Here is a 16,976-nt window from a genome sequence, read left to right on the forward strand (position 1 = left end):
TTAACAGAAAGCGTATCTAACAAATTGAAGTCTTGGAAGACAAAGCCTAATTTTTCACGACGGAAGCTTGATGCTTCAGAATTTTTAATGGTAGCTGTGTCAGTTCCGTTTAGGAAGACCTGCCCACGCGTTGGCTTGTCAAGCATAGCAAGAATATTGAGTAGGGTTGATTTACCAGAACCAGACTCACCCATGATAGCAACGTAGTCGCCTTTTTCAACGGTAAAGTGAATATCTTTCAGGGCTTCTACTTGGTTGCCTTGAAAGCGAGTTTTATAAATCTTTTGAACGTGTTTTACATCTAATAGTGTCATTTTAACTTCTCCTTTTTAATATCCCATTAGTTGAAACTGAGCCTGCATAATAGCGCAACCGAGCTGAACTCGCTCGATCTCTTTTGGACTTGGTTTACTAGTATGTTTCTTTTGTAAAATATTTTTCATAGTTTCGCTCCTTTATCTTTATGCTATAAGTTTACTCCAAATAAAGAGGACTTGCCATAACATAACCTTACAAATGGAGCTTTAATCTTACATTTTTGTAAGATTAAAATTTTTTATCTGATTGAAACCTATTTTCTTACCATAACAAGGTCTAAAGAAGAGCCTGAAAGGATTCTTCCAAGCTCTTAGCAATTCTTTTCATTCGATCAGTAGGTTTACTTCTGAAAACTTGATACGCACAATCGTACCTTGACCAAGTTCAGATTCAATACGGATTTGATGTCCTAATTCTTGGGTGATTTTTTGGGTCAAGTAGAGTCCAAGACCAGATGACTGCTGGGTCATGCGACCATTGTAGCCTGAAAATCCGCGTTCAAAAACTCGCAATTGATCACTGTTTTTAATGCCAATCCCAGTATCTTTGATGCAAAGTTCTTGATCTTCCATATAGATCTCAATTCCACCTTCATTTGTGTATTTGAGGCTATTTGAAAGGATTTGTTCAATAACTACTAACAGCCATTTTTTATCCGTCACAATGCTTCTATCCAAGTCATGCAGATTAACACTTAATCCTTTCTGGATAAAGAAAATGGCATATTTGCGAATGACTTCCTTGACCAAATCCTCCACATTTTCTTTCTTCAACACCAGATCGTCATGGAAGCTCTCTAAGCGTAGGTATTGGAGAACGAGGTTTGTATAGGAATCAATCTTAAAAATTTCCTGTTCCAACTGTTGTTTTAGTTGGCGATCTTCCACCTCACTCACGAGAAGTTTACTGGCTGAAATGGGTGTTTTTATCTGATGCACCCAGAGAGTATAGTAGTCCACCAAATCATTATAGCGATTTTCCGCATCTGATTTCTTTTGATAGAGTTCTTCTTCACTTTTCTCTAGTTTTTCAGTTAGTAGGGCCTCCATTGGTGACTTGGCTTCTCTTTTTCCGTAAAACAATTCCTTACGATATCGTTGCAATTCTATCAAGAAATCATAGACCAAAAACAAAAGTGTCAAAAAGGTAGATAGAAAGAAGAAATAGTTAAAGTAGGGCACTTGGTTATCAAATAAGACCTCAAAGAGAAAAAGTAAACCTGTAAGTAAGAGAATAAACACGAAAAAACGGCTACGCGAACGGATATAAGCTAGAAAATAACTTTTAAAATCAAGCATGTTTCAATCCGTACCCTATTCCTTTCTTGGTTTCGATAAAACCAATCAAACCTTCTTCCTCCAATTTCTTGCGCAAGCGCGCGACATTTACGGACAAGGTATTATCATCGATAAAAAAGTCACTATTCCAGAGCTCCCGCATCAAATCGTCACGCGCTACGATATTTCCCGCATGCTCAAATAAGACACGTAAAATCTGAAATTCATTCTTGGTTAAACTGATAGCTTTGCCATTGACATGCACATCCATAGACTTGGTATTGAGGATAACTCCAGCATACTCTAAGAGACTTTCATCCCGTCCAAACTCATAGGAACGACGCAATAAGCCCTGTACCTTGGCTAAAAGAACCTGCTGGTCAAAAGGTTTGGTTACAAAGTCATCCGCCCCCATATTAATGGCCATCACAATGTCCATAGCCTGGTCTCTCGAAGACAGAAACATAATGGGAACTTTAGAAATCTTGCGAATTTCCTGGCACCAGTGATAGCCATTAAAGAGAGGCAAGCCGATATCCATGAGAACCAGATGAGGCTCAGACTGAACAAATAGTGTTAGAACTTCCATGAAGTCTTCTACCATGACTACCTCAAATCCCCATTCAGAGAGCATTTTCCCAACTTGTTGACGGATAACTGGATCATCTTCTACTAGTAAAATCTTATGCATCTGCTCCTCCTTTTTCTATATTATAGCAAAATTCTCCTCACTACTAGCGAAATTGATGTAAATCTGATAAGATAAAAGTTAAGAAAGGAGTTCCCATGGCCAATATTTTTGACTACCTAACTGATGTTCAATACGATTCTTTTTATGATCTTCCCTTAAATGAACTGGATATACTTGCTCTGACTGAGTTGACCTATCTTTCTTTTGATAACCTATTGGACCAGCCTGTCAATCGTTTAAGCGATGTCGCAACACGTGTCCCTCGAGAAAGCACCATGTTGACCAATAAAGAACGTCTTCAACTCCTCGATCAGTTATCCCAGCACAAACGTTTTAAAAATAGCAAACTCTCTAACTTTATTAACGAGATTGATACGGAGCAACAGAAACAGTTCGCTGCTATGACCTATCGCCTTGATTTAGATACTTATCTGATTGTCTTTCGAGGTACAGACGATAGTATTATTGGTTGGAAGGAAGATTTCCACATGACCTACATGAAGGAAATCCCTGCCCAAAAACATGCTCTTGAATACTTGGAAGAATTCTTTACTCAGCATCCAAAACAAAAAGTAATGGTTGCTGGACATTCTAAAGGTGGAAATCTAGCCGTCTATGCTGCCAGTCAAATTCGACCTGAATTGCAAGACAAGATATCTGCAGTTTATACCTATGATGCCCCTGGTTTGCAGGCTCATCTGACTGAGACCACTGGTTATCAAGATGTTATTCCAAAAGTTCACCGTTTCGTCCCACAAGGTTCTGTCATCGGCATGATGCTGGAAGTTCCTGATACTCCTACCGTCGTCAAATCTACGGCTCTCGGAGGAATCGCCCAACACAGCACCTTTAGTTGGCAAACTGATGATAATCACTTTGTCCAACTAGAGGCCATCAGTAGCGAGAGTCTCCAAATTAAAGACACTCTCAAAGAATGGGTGGATAGTGTTCCCGATGAGGAATTGGAGCTCTACTTCGATCTCTTTTTTGGAACCATCCTAGAATCTGGAATTAGCTCCATTAATGAACTGTCTTCTAAAAATGCTATTGACCATGTTCGACAACTTGTTTCTCAAGCTCAGACATTGGAGCCCGAGCAAGTCGAAATCTTAAAAAATCTGACACAACTCCTGCTGGATGCACGCTTCCAAGCCTGGAAAAAACATTTTTAAAAAGTTAAAAGTCCCTTCCTTTATGGAGGGACTCTTTTGTTGATTCCTTATTTTGTGCTTCTGTGTTATACTAGAAACTGTAAATCTTTGAAAGAGGAAATCCTATGAAAATTCATAAAACTGTGAATCCTGTCGCCTATGAAAATACTTATTATCTTGAAGGGGAGCAACACCTGATTGTAGTCGATCCTGGTAGCCATTGGGAGGCCATTCGCAAGACTATCGAGACCATCAATAAACCGGTCTGTGCGATTCTCCTGACCCACACCCACTACGATCATATTATGAGTCTGGACTTGGTCAGAGATACTTTTGGAAATCCTCCAGTGTATGTGGCAGAAAGTGAAGCATCTTGGCTCTATACTCCTGTTAATAATCTTTCTGGCCTTCCTCGACACGACGATATGGCAGATGTCGTATGTAAACCAGCTGAACACACCTTTGTCTTTCATGAAGAATACCAGATTGAGGAGTTTCGTTTTACGGTACTTCCAACTCCAGGCCACTCTATCGGTGGAGTATCCTTTGTCTTTCCTGATGCCCAACTAGTCATAACAGGAGATGCTCTTTTCCGAGAAACCATTGGCCGAACAGACCTACCTACAGGTAGCATGGAACAACTCCTTCATAGTATCCAAACCCAGCTCTTCACTCTCCCAAACTACGATGTCTATCCTGGACACGGACCTGCTACGACCATCGCTCACGAAAAAACCTTTAATCCATTTTTCTAGCAAACTAAAAACCAAGGATGTTTGATCCTTGGTTTTTTGATTACCAAATAATCACACGATCTTCTGGTGAACGCCACATGCCGTCGCCTTCTTTAACATCATAGGTCGTAAAGAAGTCATCGAAGTTTGGCACTTGGACATTGACACGGAGTTTAGCTGGCGCGTGCACGTCAACGCTAGCCATGAGTTTCATCAACTCTGGACGGCCTTTCATACGCCAGATACGCGCAAAGTTATGGAAGAATTCTTCAGCTGAGAAGTCAGGTTCTCTCTTGGCAGCTTCTAGCGCTGCAGCTATTCCTCCTAAGTCCGCAACGTTTTCTGATACAGTTAGCTTCCCGTTAATGGTTGCTCCGTAAGATTCCTGACCATCAAACTGGTCGATAACCTTCTGCGTTTTCTCTTTAAAGGCTGCATAGTCGCTCTCAGTCCACCAATCCTTGAGACTTCCATTTTCATCAAAGGAAGCTCCATTAGTATCAAAGGCGTGAGAAATTTCATGGGCAATAACTGCTCCGATACCACCATAGTTGGCAGAAGATGACTGATGCAAGTCATAGAATGGCGCCTGTAAGATAGCGGCTGGAAAAACAATCAAGTTCTTTTGTGGATTGTAGTAAGCATTGACCATGTGAGCAGGCATGCCCCACTCCTTGTAGTCTACTGGCTGATTCCACTTACTCCAGCTGTGTTTGATTTCTACACGCGCAAAGGATAGGGCATTCTCAAAGAGGCTAGCGTTTTCGTCTACTACCTTGTCCTTGTAACGAGCTGGCAATTCTTCTGGGTAACCGATATAAGGCTTGATGACATTGAGTTTGACGATAGCTTTTTCTCGTGTTTCAGGAGTGAGCCAGTCGTTTTTGGCCAAGCGTTCCTTATAAACATCAATCATAGTTGCCACTTTTTTCTCAACATCCGCCTTTGCTTCTGGAGAGAATTTTTCGTGGGCATACCAAAGGCCAAGGGCTTGTTTGAATGGTCCTTGCGCTAAGTGGTAAGCTGCCTTGCGTTTGTCTTGAGCCTCTGGAACTCCTGAAAGAGCTCGTCCGTAGGCACCTGACAAGATACGAATCTCATCTGTCAAATAGCTCGTTGAAAGATTGACTACACCTAAGATCAAGCCTGCCTTGAGCAAAGGCCAAGCTTCTTCACTATAGAATTGCTCTGCTGCTTGCCAGAAACGTTCTTCATCTACGATAATCTTGTCTGGTGTTTGTCCAATCACCGCTTGGAAAAAATCATCTAAAGGAAGTGCAGGAGCAAACTTTTTGAAATCTTCATAAGAATATGGATGGTAGAGTTTAGCATATTCTGAACTTTCTTCATTAGAGAGGACTACTGCTGCGATACGGCGGTCCAATTCCAATCGTTTCTCTAGCAAGTCTTCGATTTCTTCATCTGAGAAGTTATAGGCTTTGAGGAGATTAGAAGTACTTTCTTTCCAAAGGTTCAATAATTCCTCACGCTGAGGATGGTCTTCCGCATAGTAGGTTGTGTCAGGCAAGATAGTTCCTGGAGCACTAGCCCAGAGAACATTGGTTCTAGCATCCATAAAGTCTGGTGATACTCCAAATGGAAGGAAGTTTGGTTTACCAGCTAATTCAAATGCTGCTAGTTTACTTGCGAAATCCGCAAAACTTTCTAAATTCTGGTATTCCTTCAATAAAGGAAGGACTGGTTCAATTCCATCTGCTTCTCGCTTATCGAAATCTCTGACCATACTATGGTACTTGACAAAATTTGCCAAGATAGCATCTTCTGGCACATCTTCTCCTGCCAACCACTTGTCTGTCGTCGTTAGCATCAACTCTTCAATTTCTTCGTCAAGGTCGATAAAACCACCTGTTCTCGATTTATCTGCTGGAATAACAGCAGTCTTTTCCCACTCACCATTTATGGCATCATAAAAATCATCTTGATAACGTGTCATCTTGTTCTCGCTTTCCTAATTTCACTTATTCTTAGCTTAGCAAAAATCCCTTGGGAATGCAATTAAAAATGCCGCCTCCTCCTATTTGATTTCATCATTAATATTTTAAATTTTTACCAAAATTAACTTGACTTAAAAATAAAATTAAGGTATATTAAAATCCAGGAGGAATACAACTGTATGATACGTATCGAAAACCTCAGTGTCTCCTACAAAGAAACGTTGGCACTAAAGGATATTTCACTAGTGCTCCAAGGACCAACGATTACCGGAATCATCGGTCCAAACGGCGCTGGGAAATCAACATTATTAAAAGGTATGCTGGGAATTATCCCACATCAAGGTCAGGCATTTCTCGATGACAAGGAAGTTAAAAAATCCTTACATCGAGTTGCCTATGTCGAGCAAAAAATTCATATTGACTACAACTTTCCCATCAAGGTCAAGGAATGCGTCTCGTTAGGACTATTTCCCTCTATTCCTCTCTTTCGAAGTTTAAATGCTAAACATTGGAAGAAAGTGCAAGAGGCCCTTGAAATCGTCGACCTAGCTGACTACGCTGAACGTCAAATCAGTCAACTGTCTGGAGGTCAGTTCCAGCGGGTCTTGATTGCCAGATGTTTGGTGCAGGAAGCCGACTATATCCTCTTAGATGAACCCTTTGTTGGGATTGACTCAGTCAGTGAGGAAATCATCATGAATACGCTGAGAGATCTGAAAAAAGCTGGGAAGACGGTTCTCATCGTTCACCACGACCTCAGCAAGGTTCCCAACTACTTCGATCAAGTCTTGCTTGTCAATCGAGAAGTGATTGCTTTTGGTCCGACCAAAGAAACCTTTACCCAAGCCAATCTCAAAGAAGCTTACGGTAATCGACTCTTTTTCAATGGAGGTGACCTATGATTGCAGAATTTATCGATGGATTGCAAAAATTCCATTTCTTACAAAATGCCTTGATAACAGCTATTGTTATCGGGGTCGTAGCTGGAGCTGTAGGATGTTTCATCATTCTACGTGGGATGTCACTCATGGGAGATGCCATTTCACATGCTGTCTTACCAGGTGTAGCCCTCTCCTTCATCTTGGGCATTGACTTCTTTATCGGAGCCATTGTCTTTGGACTGCTAGCTGCTATCATCATTACCTACATCAAGGGAAACTCGATTGTCAAAAGCGATACCGCCATCGGCATTACCTTTTCTTCTTTCTTAGCCCTCGGTATCATCTTGATTAGTGTCGCTAAAAGTTCAACTGACCTTTTCCATATCCTTTTTGGTAATATTCTTGCTGTTCAAGATACAGATATGTTTATTACTATGGGTGTAGGGGCAGCCATTCTCTTGTTAATCTGGATTTTCTTCAAGCAACTCTTGATAACGTCCTTTGATGAACTCTTGGCTAAAGCCATGGGAATGCCTGTCAATTTCTATCACTACTTACTCATGGTACTCCTAACTCTCGTGTCTGTGACAGCCATGCAAAGTGTCGGAACTATCCTGATTGTAGCCATGCTGATTACACCAGCTGCAACAGCTTATCTTTATGCTAATAGCCTGAAAAGCATGATTTTCCTTTCCTCAACCTTTGGAGCTACTGCTTCAGTTTTGGGACTCTTTATCGGTTATAGCTTTAACGTTGCGGCAGGTTCTAGTATCGTGCTCACAGCTGCTAGTTTCTTTCTCATTAGCTTCTTTATCGCTCCAAAACAACGATATTTGAAACTGAAAAATAAACATTTGTTAAAATAAGGGGTAAAGCCCCAATAAATTGGAGGATCTAATGAAAAAATTAGGTACATTGTTCGTTCTTTTTCTTTCCGTCATTGCCCTTGTAGCATGTGCTAGCGGAAAAAAAGATGCAGCTTCTGGTCAAAAACTAAAAGTTGTTGCTACAAACTCAATCATCGCTGATATTACTAAAAATATTGCTGGTGACAAGATTGATCTTCACAGTATCGTTCCTGTTGGTCAAGACCCGCACGAATACGAACCGCTTCCTGAAGACGTCAAGAAAACTTCTGAGGCTGATTTGATTTTCTATAACGGTATCAACCTTGAAACAGGTGGAAATGCTTGGTTTACAAAATTGGTAGAAAATGCTAAGAAAACTGAAAACAAAGACTACTTTGCAGTCAGCGAAGGCGTTGATGTTATCTACCTTGAAGGTCAAAATGAAAAAGGTAAAGAAGACCCACACGCTTGGCTTAACCTTGAAAACGGTATGATTTTTGCTAAAAATATCGCCAAACAATTGAGCGCTAAAGACCCTAGCAACAAGGAATTCTACGAAAAAAATCTCAAAGAATATACTGAAAAACTAGACAAGCTTGACAAGGAAGCTAAGGAGAAATTTAACAACATCCCTGCTGACAAGAAACTCATCGTAACAAGCGAAGGATGCTTCAAATACTTCTCTAAAGCTTACGGTGTCCCAAGTGCCTACATTTGGGAAATCAACACTGAAGAAGAAGGAACACCTGACCAAATCAAGACTTTGGTTGAAAAACTTCGCCAAATGAAAGTTCCATCACTCTTTGTTGAATCCAGTGTCGATGATCGTCCAATGAAGACTGTTTCTAAAGACACAAACATCCCAATCTATGCTCAAATCTTTACGGACTCAATCGCTGAAGAAGGTAAAGAAGGCGACAGCTACTACAACATGATGAAATACAACCTTGAAAAGATTGCTGAAGGATTGGCAAAATAAAAATTTAAAAAACGTCATTCTCCTTGAATTGGCGTTTTTTGATTCAAATTCCGGTCAAATTATTGGGAAAATCTGACGTTTCAATGTAAAATGAAAGAAAAAAGATTGGAGTAGCTTATGACTACATTCCTTGGAAATCCTGTAACTTTTACAGGAAAACAACTACAAGTAGGAGACAAGGCTCTTGACTTCTCTCTAACAACAACTGACCTTTCTAAAAAATCACTGGCTGACTTTGATGGTAAGAAAAAGATTTTGAGTGTCATTCCTTCTATTGACACCGGCATCTGCTCACTTCAGACTCGTCGATTTAACCAAGAATTGGCCAGCTTAGAAAACACTGTTGTCCTCACTGTTTCTATGGATCTTCCATTCGCTCAAAAACGTTGGTGTGGGGCAGAAGGAATTGAAAATGCTATCATGCTTTCAGACTACTTCGACCACTCCTTTGGACGAGATTACGCCCTCTTAATCAATGAATGGCATCTGCTCGCACGCGCGGTTTTTGTTCTCGATACTGACAATATCATACGCTATGTTGAGTATGTGGACAATATCAATTCCGAGCCAAACTTTGAAGCAGCCATTGAAGCAGCAAAGTCGCTTGACTAAAAGAAAGACCACTTATAACAAGGCAGAAAGCTAGAGAAATCTAGCTTTTTTTGGTATACTAGATGGAGATAATAAACAAGGAAATGCGAATGACACCAAATAAAGAAGATTACTTAAAATGTATTTATGAGATTGGCATGGAAGTTCCTAAGATTACCAATAAAGAAATCGCTGCTCGGATGCAGGTATCACCTCCTGCGGTAACCGAGATGATCAAGCGCATGCAGTCTGAAAATCTCATCTTAAAAGATAAGAAAAAAGGATACTTGCTAACCGATATTGGTCTAACACTTGTATCAGAACTTTATCGTAAACATCGTCTGATTGAGGTTTTTCTGGTCCACCATCTAGACTATACCAGTGACCAAATTCATGAGGAAGCTGAAGTATTAGAACATACCGTTTCAGACTTTTTTGTAGAGAGATTAGAAAGAATGCTAGGTTTCCCAAAGACCTGCCCTCATGGTGGTACCATTCCTGCTAAAGGAGAGCTTTTGGTTGAAATCAACAACCTACCACTATCAGAAACCAAAGAAGCTGGAACCTATCTCCTGACTCGCGTTCACGATAGTTTTGATCTCCTAAAATATCTGGAAAAACATGCTATCAATATCGGAGACAAACTCCAAGTTCAACAGTTTGATGGCTTCTCTAATACCTTCACTCTGATTCACAAGAATGAAGAACTCCAAGTCAGCCTCGAAATCGCTAAACAACTCTATGTTGAAAAAATGAACTAATTTCTCAAGTCCCCTACCAACCCTGAAAGCTTGATTTTCAGGGTTTTATTTCTAGCATTTGATGTTACTCTCATTTTGTTGTAGAATGTTTGTAAAAAAAAAGAAAGATATTTTAACCTATGAAAAAATCACTAAAAATTTTTGCGACATCCAAATGGTTTGACCTCTTTGGGGTTGCTCTGGTCGTTGGAATTGCGATCGCATCTGGTTACCTCAACTCCCGTCTCGATAAATTCGTAAACTGGGGTCCATGGACTGCCCTTGTGCCCTTTGGATTGATTTCCGTAACCAACGTTGGGATTTCCATGTTGTCCACTCGTTTCACGGGAAAATTAAGCAAATGGGGAAATTACTTTGGCATTGTCAATACGATTTTGTCCGGCACCATTGACTATATCCTTGGAAATAAGGCAGCCATTATCACCTATCCTGTCACCTTCCTCATTTATACCTTTGCTATTAAGAAATGGGAAGCTTCGCAAGAAGGCAGACCCAACCAAATGAGCCAAAAACAGATAAAATTAGCTACCATCATCATTTCAATCATCGCCTTCCTCTTTGCATTTATGACCAACTATATCGGCTATGGAGGAAAGATGAATCTCCTTGCCTACGTAACAACTATTGCCTTTGCACTCTCCCTCATTGCCAATGCTTTGAATGCATTGAAACTGACAACTCAGTGGGGATTTTGGTTGATTTACAATTTCGTTCAGCTGACAAAGGCTGGCATTCAAGGAAACTTTGCCAATATCGGAAAATACATTTTTTATATCCTCAATGCAATCGGAGCTTTATTTGTCTGGAATGATGAAGAAGTGGAAAAATAGAAGGAAACTCAAATAAAGAAAGCAAGCCGACTTAATAGAATCTCCTTACTAAAATTTTTTATCATTTTACTTGTAACTCCCATTCTTTTGGAGTAGAATGAAGCTAGATAAAAGAGGGAGGTCATCTTATGAAAAATCTCTTTAGAATCCATTTTACAGCCATCGTAGTCAGCGATTTGCTACTGTTGGTAACTTTCAGACCCCGATACGAACTTTCTTTGGAGAGAGGCCTGATTTTTTGCTTCATTTTCATCCTTGCTCAAGGACTACTGCTATTTCGCTTGGTCAATCGACTCAAAAAACATTTCTCTGAGATTTATCCTCAGATGAACAAAAAAATTCGCCTTTACTACTTAGAGATTCTCTCCGCTGACCTACTATTATTTGTCTTTTTAGCCATCACTGGCCCTCAACATTTTTACTCTCTTACTCCAGTCTTTACTTCCTGTCATTCTACTTTTTATTATATAACGGCTAGCCACCTAAGAGAAAACTATCCAGACTTTTATGACAAACATATCCCTTTGTGGGAGTGTCTCTAAGGAAAAAAAGGTTTTATCATGAAAAAAATCATCTACATCAAAACCATTCAACTCCTCATCATCGATGGAATCATGCTGGCATTTTTGACATTTAAAGAGGGGCTCACTTGGGATTGGATTTTGATTTACAATGGTTGGCTCATCTTCTTTCACCCTGTGCTGTTTACCTATCTTTCCAACCAACTTTGTGACCACTTTAGTCAACTCTATTCCCAGATTAGATCGAGATTCTGGCGTTTTGCCTTACAAATCCTCCTATGGGATAACCTGATAATTCTCTCCTTGCTGTTTTTAAGTGGTATCCCACTTTTCCTTCAGGGAAGTCTCCTCATCCTAGGATATCTCATCCCTTCCTATCGCACCTGCCAAAGCCTGAAAAGAGACTTCCCCCAAGCCTATCAAGAACCCATTTCATTTTGGAATATTTTGTGATAGATAAGAAAAACCAAGCCCGCGAGCTTGGTTTTTCTTATCTATTTTTGGTGTCAAGGATGATGGTTACTGGGCCATCATTGACCAGTTCCACCTGCATATCTGCTCCAAAGACTCCTGTCTCAACAGGAACTTCCTTGGCTAGTTCTTGGTTAAATTCTTGATAGAAAGCTTCCGCCATATCCGGTTTAGCAGCGCCTGTAAAGGCTGGACGATTGCCTTTTTTGGTATCTGCAAACAGAGTAAACTGAGAGATGGAGAGGATTTGGCCTTGAATATCCTTAACCGATAAGTTCATCTTGCCTTCAGCATCTGAGAAAATCCGCATATTGACAAGCTTTCTGACTGCATAATCCAAATCTTCTTTTTGATCCTCAGGTCCAACACCTACTAAGAGTAAGAGCCCCTGCTGGATTTTCCCATATACTTGACCTTCAATAGAAACTTGAGCTTTCTTGACACGCTGAACGACAATTTTCATAGCAATCCTTTCTGATGATATCAAGCCAACTTAACCATTGGTACGTTTAACCGAGTAGACTTCTGGTACACTCTTAATCTTATCAACTACGGTGGTCAGCATTGAAAGATTTGAAATTCCAAAGGAAACATGGATATTAGCAAATTTCATATCCTTGGTTGGTTGGGCATTAACTGTTGAGATATTCTTAGTTGTATTTGATAGGACTTGCAAGATATCATTCAATAGACCAGAACGGTTGAGTCCATAGATGTCAATATGAGCCATATATTCCTTACTTGAGAATTGGTCTTCCCATTCAACATCTAGTAGACGTTGTTCGTAGTTTTCCTGTGAACGAAGGTTCATACAGTCCACACGGTGGATGGCAACTCCACGTCCTTTTGTAATATAGCCGACGATATCATCACCTGGAACAGGGTTACAACATTTGGCAATCCGGATCAAGAGCCCAGAAGCACCTTGGATGACTACTCCACCCTCATGCTTAACCTTAAGCGTGTCCTTGTTCTCCACCTTGACTTCGCCACCCTTGACCAGTTCTTCAGCTTCTGCCTTAGCTTTGGCACGCTCTTCTTCACGACGTTCCTTCTCAGTCAAACGGTTAAAGACAGTGATGGCTCCGATTTCTCCAAAACCAATCGCAGCAAATAGCGCTTCCTCTGTCTTGTAGCTGGTTTTTTGAAGGACTTCATCCATGTGGCGTTTGTCCATAAATTTATTGGCCACATAGCCATTTTCTTGGAGCTGACTAATCAGCAATTCACGGCCTTTATTGATGGACAATTCTTTGTCTTGGTTTTTAAAAAACTGACGAATTTTATTGCGTGCCTTGCTGGTCTTGACCATATTGAGCCAGTCACGGCTTGGTCCAAATGAATTTGGATTAGTGATGATTTCAACCTGGTCACCCGTTTTTAACTTGGTCGTCAATGGAACCATGCGGCCATTAACCTTGGCACCAGTCGCTTTTTCCCCAATCTTTGTATGAATTTCATAAGCAAAGTCAATCGGACCTGAATCTTTTGGAAGTGAACGAACCGCCCCATCTGGAGTAAAGACATAAATCTCCTCAGCCAGATAGTTTTCCTTGACAGTATCCACAAATTCCTTGGCATCATCTGCTTGATCTTGGAGCTCCATCATCTCCTTGATCCAGTTCATTCCAATAGCAGATTCCTTGCTATTAACCTGACCCTTGATTCCTTTTTTGTAAGCCCAGTGAGCCGCAACCCCGTACTCAGCAACCTCGTGCATCTCCTTAGTACGAATCTGGAACTCAATCGGCCCTTTTGGTCCATAAACAGTCGTATGGATAGACTGGTAACCATTGGCCTTACGATTGGCAATATAGTCTTTAAAACGTCCCGGCATCGGTTTCCAAAGCTCATGAACGTAGCCCAACATCGCATAGACATCACTCTGAGTGTCTAGGATACAACGAATAGCAATCAGGTCATAGATCTCCTCAAAGCGTTTTTTCTTGTCCTGCATCTTGCGATAGATAGAGTAGATATGCTTTGGACGACCGTAGATTTTTCCTGTAAGATGGCGCTCAGATGAGTATTCCTCGAGTTTCGTCACAACTTCATCGACCAAGGCTTCACGCTCTTGACGTTTTTCCTTCATCATGTGACTAATCTTGTAAAATTCAGTTGGATTGAGATAACGGAAAGAGAGATCTTCCAGTTCCCACTTCACACTTGAAATCCCCAGACGGTGAGCAAGTGGTGCATAGATTTCCATCGTTTCTCTGGAAATACGTTCCTGCTTGTCCTTACGAAGGTGCTTAAGGGTGCGCATATTATGCAGGCGGTCAGATAGTTTGACCAAGATAACACGGATATCTTCTGACATAGCCATGAGCATCTTGCGATGATTCTCAGCCAGCTGCTCCTCGATAGACTTATACTCAACCTTACCAAGCTTGGTAACACCATCTACAATCACTCGAACATCGTGACCAAATTCGCGTTCTAAGTCATCTAAAGTAGCATCTGTGTCTTCTACCACGTCATGCAAAAAACCACAGGCAACAGTGACAGCATCTAGCTTGAGTTTAGCCAAGATACCTGCTACCTGAATAGGGTGGATAATATAAGGCTCACCTGATTTACGATATTGGCCACTATGGCATTCTACAGCGTAAACCAAGGCCTTGTGTACAAAAGCCACATCTTCTTTCGATAAATATTTTTGCGTTAAAGCGACGACTTCATCGCCTGAATAAATTACTTCTTTCGGCATGCATACTCTCCAATTCTTCCTACCATTTTAACACTTTTTTGAGGATATGAAAACTAGTAAAGCCCATTATGTAAGAGTTTGCTAAACTTGATAAAAAAACACTACTAGAAAAACTCTAGTAGTGCTCATTGTTTAAAATCTATCTTAGTAAACTGTTCTTTCAGTTTCTACGTCGAAGAAGTGTGCTTTGTTCAAGTCAAATCCAAGTTCAACTGTTGCACCTGCTTGCAAGTAGTCACGAGCGTCAACTTTTGCAACGAATTCATCTTTACCAACTTGGCAGTATAGGTGAGATTCTGAACCAAGCAATTCTGATACAGAGATTGTTGCTTTCACAACTGATTCTGGGAATGTTTCAAGGAAAGCAGGTTCTGCATTTACGTCTTCTGGACGGATACCGAAGATCAATTCTTTTCCTTCGTAGCCTTTTTCACGAAGAACTTTCAAAGCACCTTCTGGAACTTTCAAAGTAAATCCGTCAGCAGCGATGTGGTCACCATTCAATTTAACGTTGATGAAGTTCATAGCTGGGCTTCCGATAAATCCTGCTACGAATTTGTTCACTGGGTTTTTGTAAACTTCTTGAGGAGTACCGATTTGTTCAACACGTCCGATAGTACCTGTACCAGCAGGGTTTTTAGTTGCTGACATGATAACGATACGGTCTGCAAGTGTCATCGCTTCTGTTTGGTCGTGAGTTACGTAGATAGTTGTAGCTCCGATACGACGGTGGATTTTAGCAATTTCAGCACGCATGGATACACGAAGTTTAGCATCCAAGTTTGACAAAGGTTCGTCCATCAAGAATACTTTTGCATCACGGACGATCGCACGACCCATGGCAACACGTTGACGTTGACCACCTGAAAGGTCAGCTGGTTTACGATCCAAGAATTCTTTCAAACCAAGAATTTCAGCTGCTTCTTGTACACGTTTGTCAATGTCTTCTTTGCTGTATTTACGCAATTTCAAACCAAAAGCCATGTTATCGTATACAGTCATGTGTGGGTAAAGAGCGTAGTTTTGGAATACCATGGCAATGTCACGGTCTTTTGGAGCCACGTCGTTGACAACCACGCCATCGATAGATGCAGTACCTTCTGTGATGTCTTCAAGACCTGCAATCATACGAAGTGTAGTTGATTTACCACATCCTGAAGGTCCTACGAAAACGATGAACTCTTTGTCTTTGATGTTCAAGTTGAAATCTTCAACTGAGTAGTGTTCGCTATTTGGATATTTTTTGTAAATATTTTTAAGATTTAATTCTACCATTTCGGTGAACTCCTTTTGTCATTTGATAGTTTTATTATAGATGAAAACGCTTTACATTTCTATGGCAAGGTGACCAAAAAAATAAAAAAGTTCTGTGCAACTTGCACAAAACTTTAGATTATATCTGGTAAAATAAACTGATAACACAAGGTCAAATCAGTCAATTCTTTCAACTGCAGTCCTGTCAGTTCTTCCCACTTATCAATCTTGTATTGGAGAGAATTGCGGTGCAGATAGAGCTGCTGTGCTGTTTTAGTCAGGACTGCACTGTTTTCCCACAGTGAAAGGATGATTTCCTGAATCTGATCTTGATCCAAAATCATCTGGTGTAGATAATCTTTGATCAAAGCAAGATTCACCATTTTTTCACCCATACTCCAAAGGTAGAGCTGAGAAAACGTATGGAATCCTTGATGACCTTGACGCCACCAGTTTTTAAACAAGTCACGTTCTGCTTTGATCAAGTCTGGCAGCGCCTGATGTCCAGTTTGTGACCATACCTGACCAAGCATGATGGACAAACGCACCCCAAAGTCGTATTCTACGGCTTCCAAGGTATCCATCAAGATTGAGCGAACCGAGGTATACTTGTCCTGCTGGAGAACAAAAAGGTAATCCTGAGCTCCAACCTGAAGCACTGTCTCGCAATTAGGAAAAAGGGTTTTCATCATATCCAACCAAGAGGTCAGGTTTTCCTGTTGGTAATAGGAAAGGTGACAATAGACAACTTGTAGCTTTTTAAAGCTTTGCGGTGCTTGCCCCTTGCCCTCTATCAAATAGCTATACCAGGGATTGAGAGAGATCGTTTGCTCCTGCTGAGTTAAGAGAGCCACCAACTGTTTTTCACGTTCGCTAAGTCCAGCTTCTTCCAGTAAAACCCACTGATTTGAGGATACCGGAAGCGTCAGATAGCCTTCCTTGTCGACTGGCTGGTCTACGATTTGAGCTTGTGGAAACCAATCTAGTAATTCTTTTACAATCAT

At 40.8% G+C, this 16,976-nt stretch carries 18 protein-coding genes; 10 read left to right on the forward strand and 8 right to left on the reverse strand.

Going from position 1 to position 16,976, the window contains the following annotated elements; all coding sequences use genetic code 11:
• From ADH31_RS01015 to ADH31_RS01025, 3 genes are all read right to left on the reverse strand, one after another.
• On the reverse strand, positions 1 to 314 hold a 314-nt coding region (locus ADH31_RS01015; RefSeq protein ID WP_049508383.1), incomplete at its 3' end, for an ATP-binding cassette domain-containing protein.
• Between the two features lie 327 nt (positions 315 to 641).
• The gene (locus tag ADH31_RS01020; RefSeq protein ID WP_049508385.1) at positions 642 to 1,616 is read right to left on the reverse strand and encodes an ATP-binding protein; all 975 of its coding nucleotides are present in this window, start codon (positions 1,614 to 1,616) and stop codon (positions 642 to 644) included.
• Complete coding sequence (locus ADH31_RS01025) at positions 1,609 to 2,286, reverse strand: response regulator transcription factor (RefSeq protein ID WP_000548968.1); 678 nt, start codon at positions 2,284 to 2,286, stop codon at positions 1,609 to 1,611. The genes ADH31_RS01020 and ADH31_RS01025 overlap by 8 nt, the downstream gene beginning before the upstream one ends.
• A gap of 95 nt (positions 2,287 to 2,381) precedes the next feature.
• On the opposite strand from ADH31_RS01025, the gene ADH31_RS01030 reads away from it, so the two are divergent.
• Positions 2,382 to 3,458: a DUF2974 domain-containing protein gene (locus ADH31_RS01030; RefSeq protein WP_049508387.1), complete on the forward strand. Its 1,077-nt coding sequence runs from the start codon at positions 2,382 to 2,384 to the stop codon at positions 3,456 to 3,458.
• A gap of 104 nt (positions 3,459 to 3,562) precedes the next feature.
• The gene (locus ADH31_RS01035) at positions 3,563 to 4,192 is read left to right on the forward strand and encodes an MBL fold metallo-hydrolase (RefSeq protein WP_049508389.1); all 630 of its coding nucleotides are present in this window, start codon (positions 3,563 to 3,565) and stop codon (positions 4,190 to 4,192) included.
• 40 nt (positions 4,193 to 4,232) lie between these two features.
• On the opposite strand, the gene ADH31_RS01040 is transcribed toward ADH31_RS01035, so the two are convergent.
• Entirely contained in the window at positions 4,233 to 6,125 is a 1,893-nt protein-coding gene (locus tag ADH31_RS01040) for a M13 family metallopeptidase (RefSeq protein WP_049508391.1), read from the reverse strand.
• A 180-nt stretch (positions 6,126 to 6,305) separates the two neighbouring features.
• Between ADH31_RS01040 and ADH31_RS01045 the strand changes: the two genes are divergently transcribed.
• From ADH31_RS01045 to ADH31_RS09640, 8 genes are all read left to right on the forward strand, one after another.
• Positions 6,306 to 7,028, forward strand: a complete 723-nt coding sequence (locus ADH31_RS01045; RefSeq protein ID WP_006148892.1) for a metal ABC transporter ATP-binding protein — start codon at positions 6,306 to 6,308, stop codon at positions 7,026 to 7,028.
• Positions 7,025 to 7,873, forward strand: a complete 849-nt coding sequence (locus ADH31_RS01050) for a metal ABC transporter permease (RefSeq protein WP_006148893.1) — start codon at positions 7,025 to 7,027, stop codon at positions 7,871 to 7,873. Before ADH31_RS01045 ends, ADH31_RS01050 begins: the two co-directional genes overlap by 4 nt.
• Positions 7,874 to 7,904: 31 nt before the next feature.
• Positions 7,905 to 8,834 (forward strand): metal ABC transporter substrate-binding protein, encoded by a 930-nt coding sequence (locus ADH31_RS01055; RefSeq protein ID WP_049508393.1) that lies wholly within the window; start codon positions 7,905 to 7,907, stop codon positions 8,832 to 8,834.
• A 117-nt stretch (positions 8,835 to 8,951) separates the two neighbouring features.
• On the forward strand, positions 8,952 to 9,446 hold the full coding sequence (gene tpx, locus ADH31_RS01060) for a thiol peroxidase (protein ID WP_049508395.1): 495 nt from the start codon (positions 8,952 to 8,954) through the stop codon (positions 9,444 to 9,446).
• A gap of 89 nt (positions 9,447 to 9,535) precedes the next feature.
• Positions 9,536 to 10,186: a metal-dependent transcriptional regulator gene (locus ADH31_RS01065; protein WP_049508396.1), complete on the forward strand. Its 651-nt coding sequence runs from the start codon at positions 9,536 to 9,538 to the stop codon at positions 10,184 to 10,186.
• Positions 10,187 to 10,305: 119 nt separating this feature from the next.
• Positions 10,306 to 11,016 carry a nicotinamide mononucleotide transporter gene (locus tag ADH31_RS01070; protein ID WP_162837407.1) on the forward strand — a complete coding sequence of 237 codons (711 nt, stop codon included), beginning with the start codon at positions 10,306 to 10,308 and terminating at the stop codon, positions 11,014 to 11,016.
• A gap of 128 nt (positions 11,017 to 11,144) precedes the next feature.
• Complete coding sequence (locus ADH31_RS10180; RefSeq protein WP_049508398.1) at positions 11,145 to 11,558, forward strand: hypothetical protein; 414 nt, start codon at positions 11,145 to 11,147, stop codon at positions 11,556 to 11,558.
• 18 nt (positions 11,559 to 11,576) lie between these two features.
• Entirely contained in the window at positions 11,577 to 11,990 is a 414-nt protein-coding gene (locus ADH31_RS09640) for a hypothetical protein (protein ID WP_080980048.1), read from the forward strand.
• A 37-nt stretch (positions 11,991 to 12,027) separates the two neighbouring features.
• Here ADH31_RS09640 and dtd read toward each other — a convergent pair whose 3' ends face one another.
• The 4 genes from dtd to ADH31_RS01105 form a co-directional block, all read right to left on the reverse strand.
• Entirely contained in the window at positions 12,028 to 12,471 is a 444-nt protein-coding gene (gene dtd, locus ADH31_RS01090; RefSeq protein ID WP_000707054.1) for a D-aminoacyl-tRNA deacylase, read from the reverse strand.
• A gap of 30 nt (positions 12,472 to 12,501) precedes the next feature.
• Positions 12,502 to 14,718, reverse strand: coding sequence for a RelA/SpoT family protein (locus ADH31_RS01095; RefSeq protein ID WP_001123766.1), 2,217 nt, complete (start codon positions 14,716 to 14,718; stop codon positions 12,502 to 12,504).
• A 144-nt stretch (positions 14,719 to 14,862) separates the two neighbouring features.
• Positions 14,863 to 15,993, reverse strand: coding sequence for an ABC transporter ATP-binding protein (locus tag ADH31_RS01100; RefSeq protein ID WP_000229955.1), 1,131 nt, complete (start codon positions 15,991 to 15,993; stop codon positions 14,863 to 14,865).
• Between the two features lie 113 nt (positions 15,994 to 16,106).
• Complete coding sequence (locus ADH31_RS01105) at positions 16,107 to 16,976, reverse strand: helix-turn-helix domain-containing protein (protein ID WP_049508401.1); 870 nt, start codon at positions 16,974 to 16,976, stop codon at positions 16,107 to 16,109.

Source organism: Streptococcus pseudopneumoniae (assembly GCF_001072375.1).
Lineage (GTDB): Bacteria > Bacillota > Bacilli > Lactobacillales > Streptococcaceae > Streptococcus > Streptococcus pseudopneumoniae_L.

Coding starts and splice junctions, on each gene's coding strand:
- ADH31_RS01020 (WP_049508385.1), bottom strand. CDS start 1,616: ATGCTTGATTTTAAAAGTTATTTTCTAGCTTATATCCGTTCGCGTAGC.
- ADH31_RS01025 (WP_000548968.1), bottom strand. CDS start 2,286: ATGCATAAGATTTTACTAGTAGAAGATGATCCAGTTATCCGTCAACAA.
- ADH31_RS01030 (WP_049508387.1), top strand. CDS start 2,382: ATGGCCAATATTTTTGACTACCTAACTGATGTTCAATACGATTCTTTT.
- ADH31_RS01035 (WP_049508389.1), top strand. CDS start 3,563: ATGAAAATTCATAAAACTGTGAATCCTGTCGCCTATGAAAATACTTAT.
- ADH31_RS01040 (WP_049508391.1), bottom strand. CDS start 6,125: ATGACACGTTATCAAGATGATTTTTATGATGCCATAAATGGTGAGTGG.
- ADH31_RS01045 (WP_006148892.1), top strand. CDS start 6,306: ATGATACGTATCGAAAACCTCAGTGTCTCCTACAAAGAAACGTTGGCA.
- ADH31_RS01050 (WP_006148893.1), top strand. CDS start 7,025: ATGATTGCAGAATTTATCGATGGATTGCAAAAATTCCATTTCTTACAA.
- ADH31_RS01055 (WP_049508393.1), top strand. CDS start 7,905: ATGAAAAAATTAGGTACATTGTTCGTTCTTTTTCTTTCCGTCATTGCC.
- tpx (WP_049508395.1), top strand. CDS start 8,952: ATGACTACATTCCTTGGAAATCCTGTAACTTTTACAGGAAAACAACTA.
- ADH31_RS01065 (WP_049508396.1), top strand. CDS start 9,536: ATGACACCAAATAAAGAAGATTACTTAAAATGTATTTATGAGATTGGC.
- ADH31_RS01070 (WP_162837407.1), top strand. CDS start 10,306: ATGAAAAAATCACTAAAAATTTTTGCGACATCCAAATGGTTTGACCTC.
- ADH31_RS10180 (WP_049508398.1), top strand. CDS start 11,145: ATGAAAAATCTCTTTAGAATCCATTTTACAGCCATCGTAGTCAGCGAT.
- ADH31_RS09640 (WP_080980048.1), top strand. CDS start 11,577: ATGAAAAAAATCATCTACATCAAAACCATTCAACTCCTCATCATCGAT.
- dtd (WP_000707054.1), bottom strand. CDS start 12,471: ATGAAAATTGTCGTTCAGCGTGTCAAGAAAGCTCAAGTTTCTATTGAA.
- ADH31_RS01095 (WP_001123766.1), bottom strand. CDS start 14,718: ATGCCGAAAGAAGTAATTTATTCAGGCGATGAAGTCGTCGCTTTAACG.
- ADH31_RS01100 (WP_000229955.1), bottom strand. CDS start 15,993: ATGGTAGAATTAAATCTTAAAAATATTTACAAAAAATATCCAAATAGC.
- ADH31_RS01105 (WP_049508401.1), bottom strand. CDS start 16,976: ATGATTGTAAAAGAATTACTAGATTGGTTTCCACAAGCTCAAATCGTA.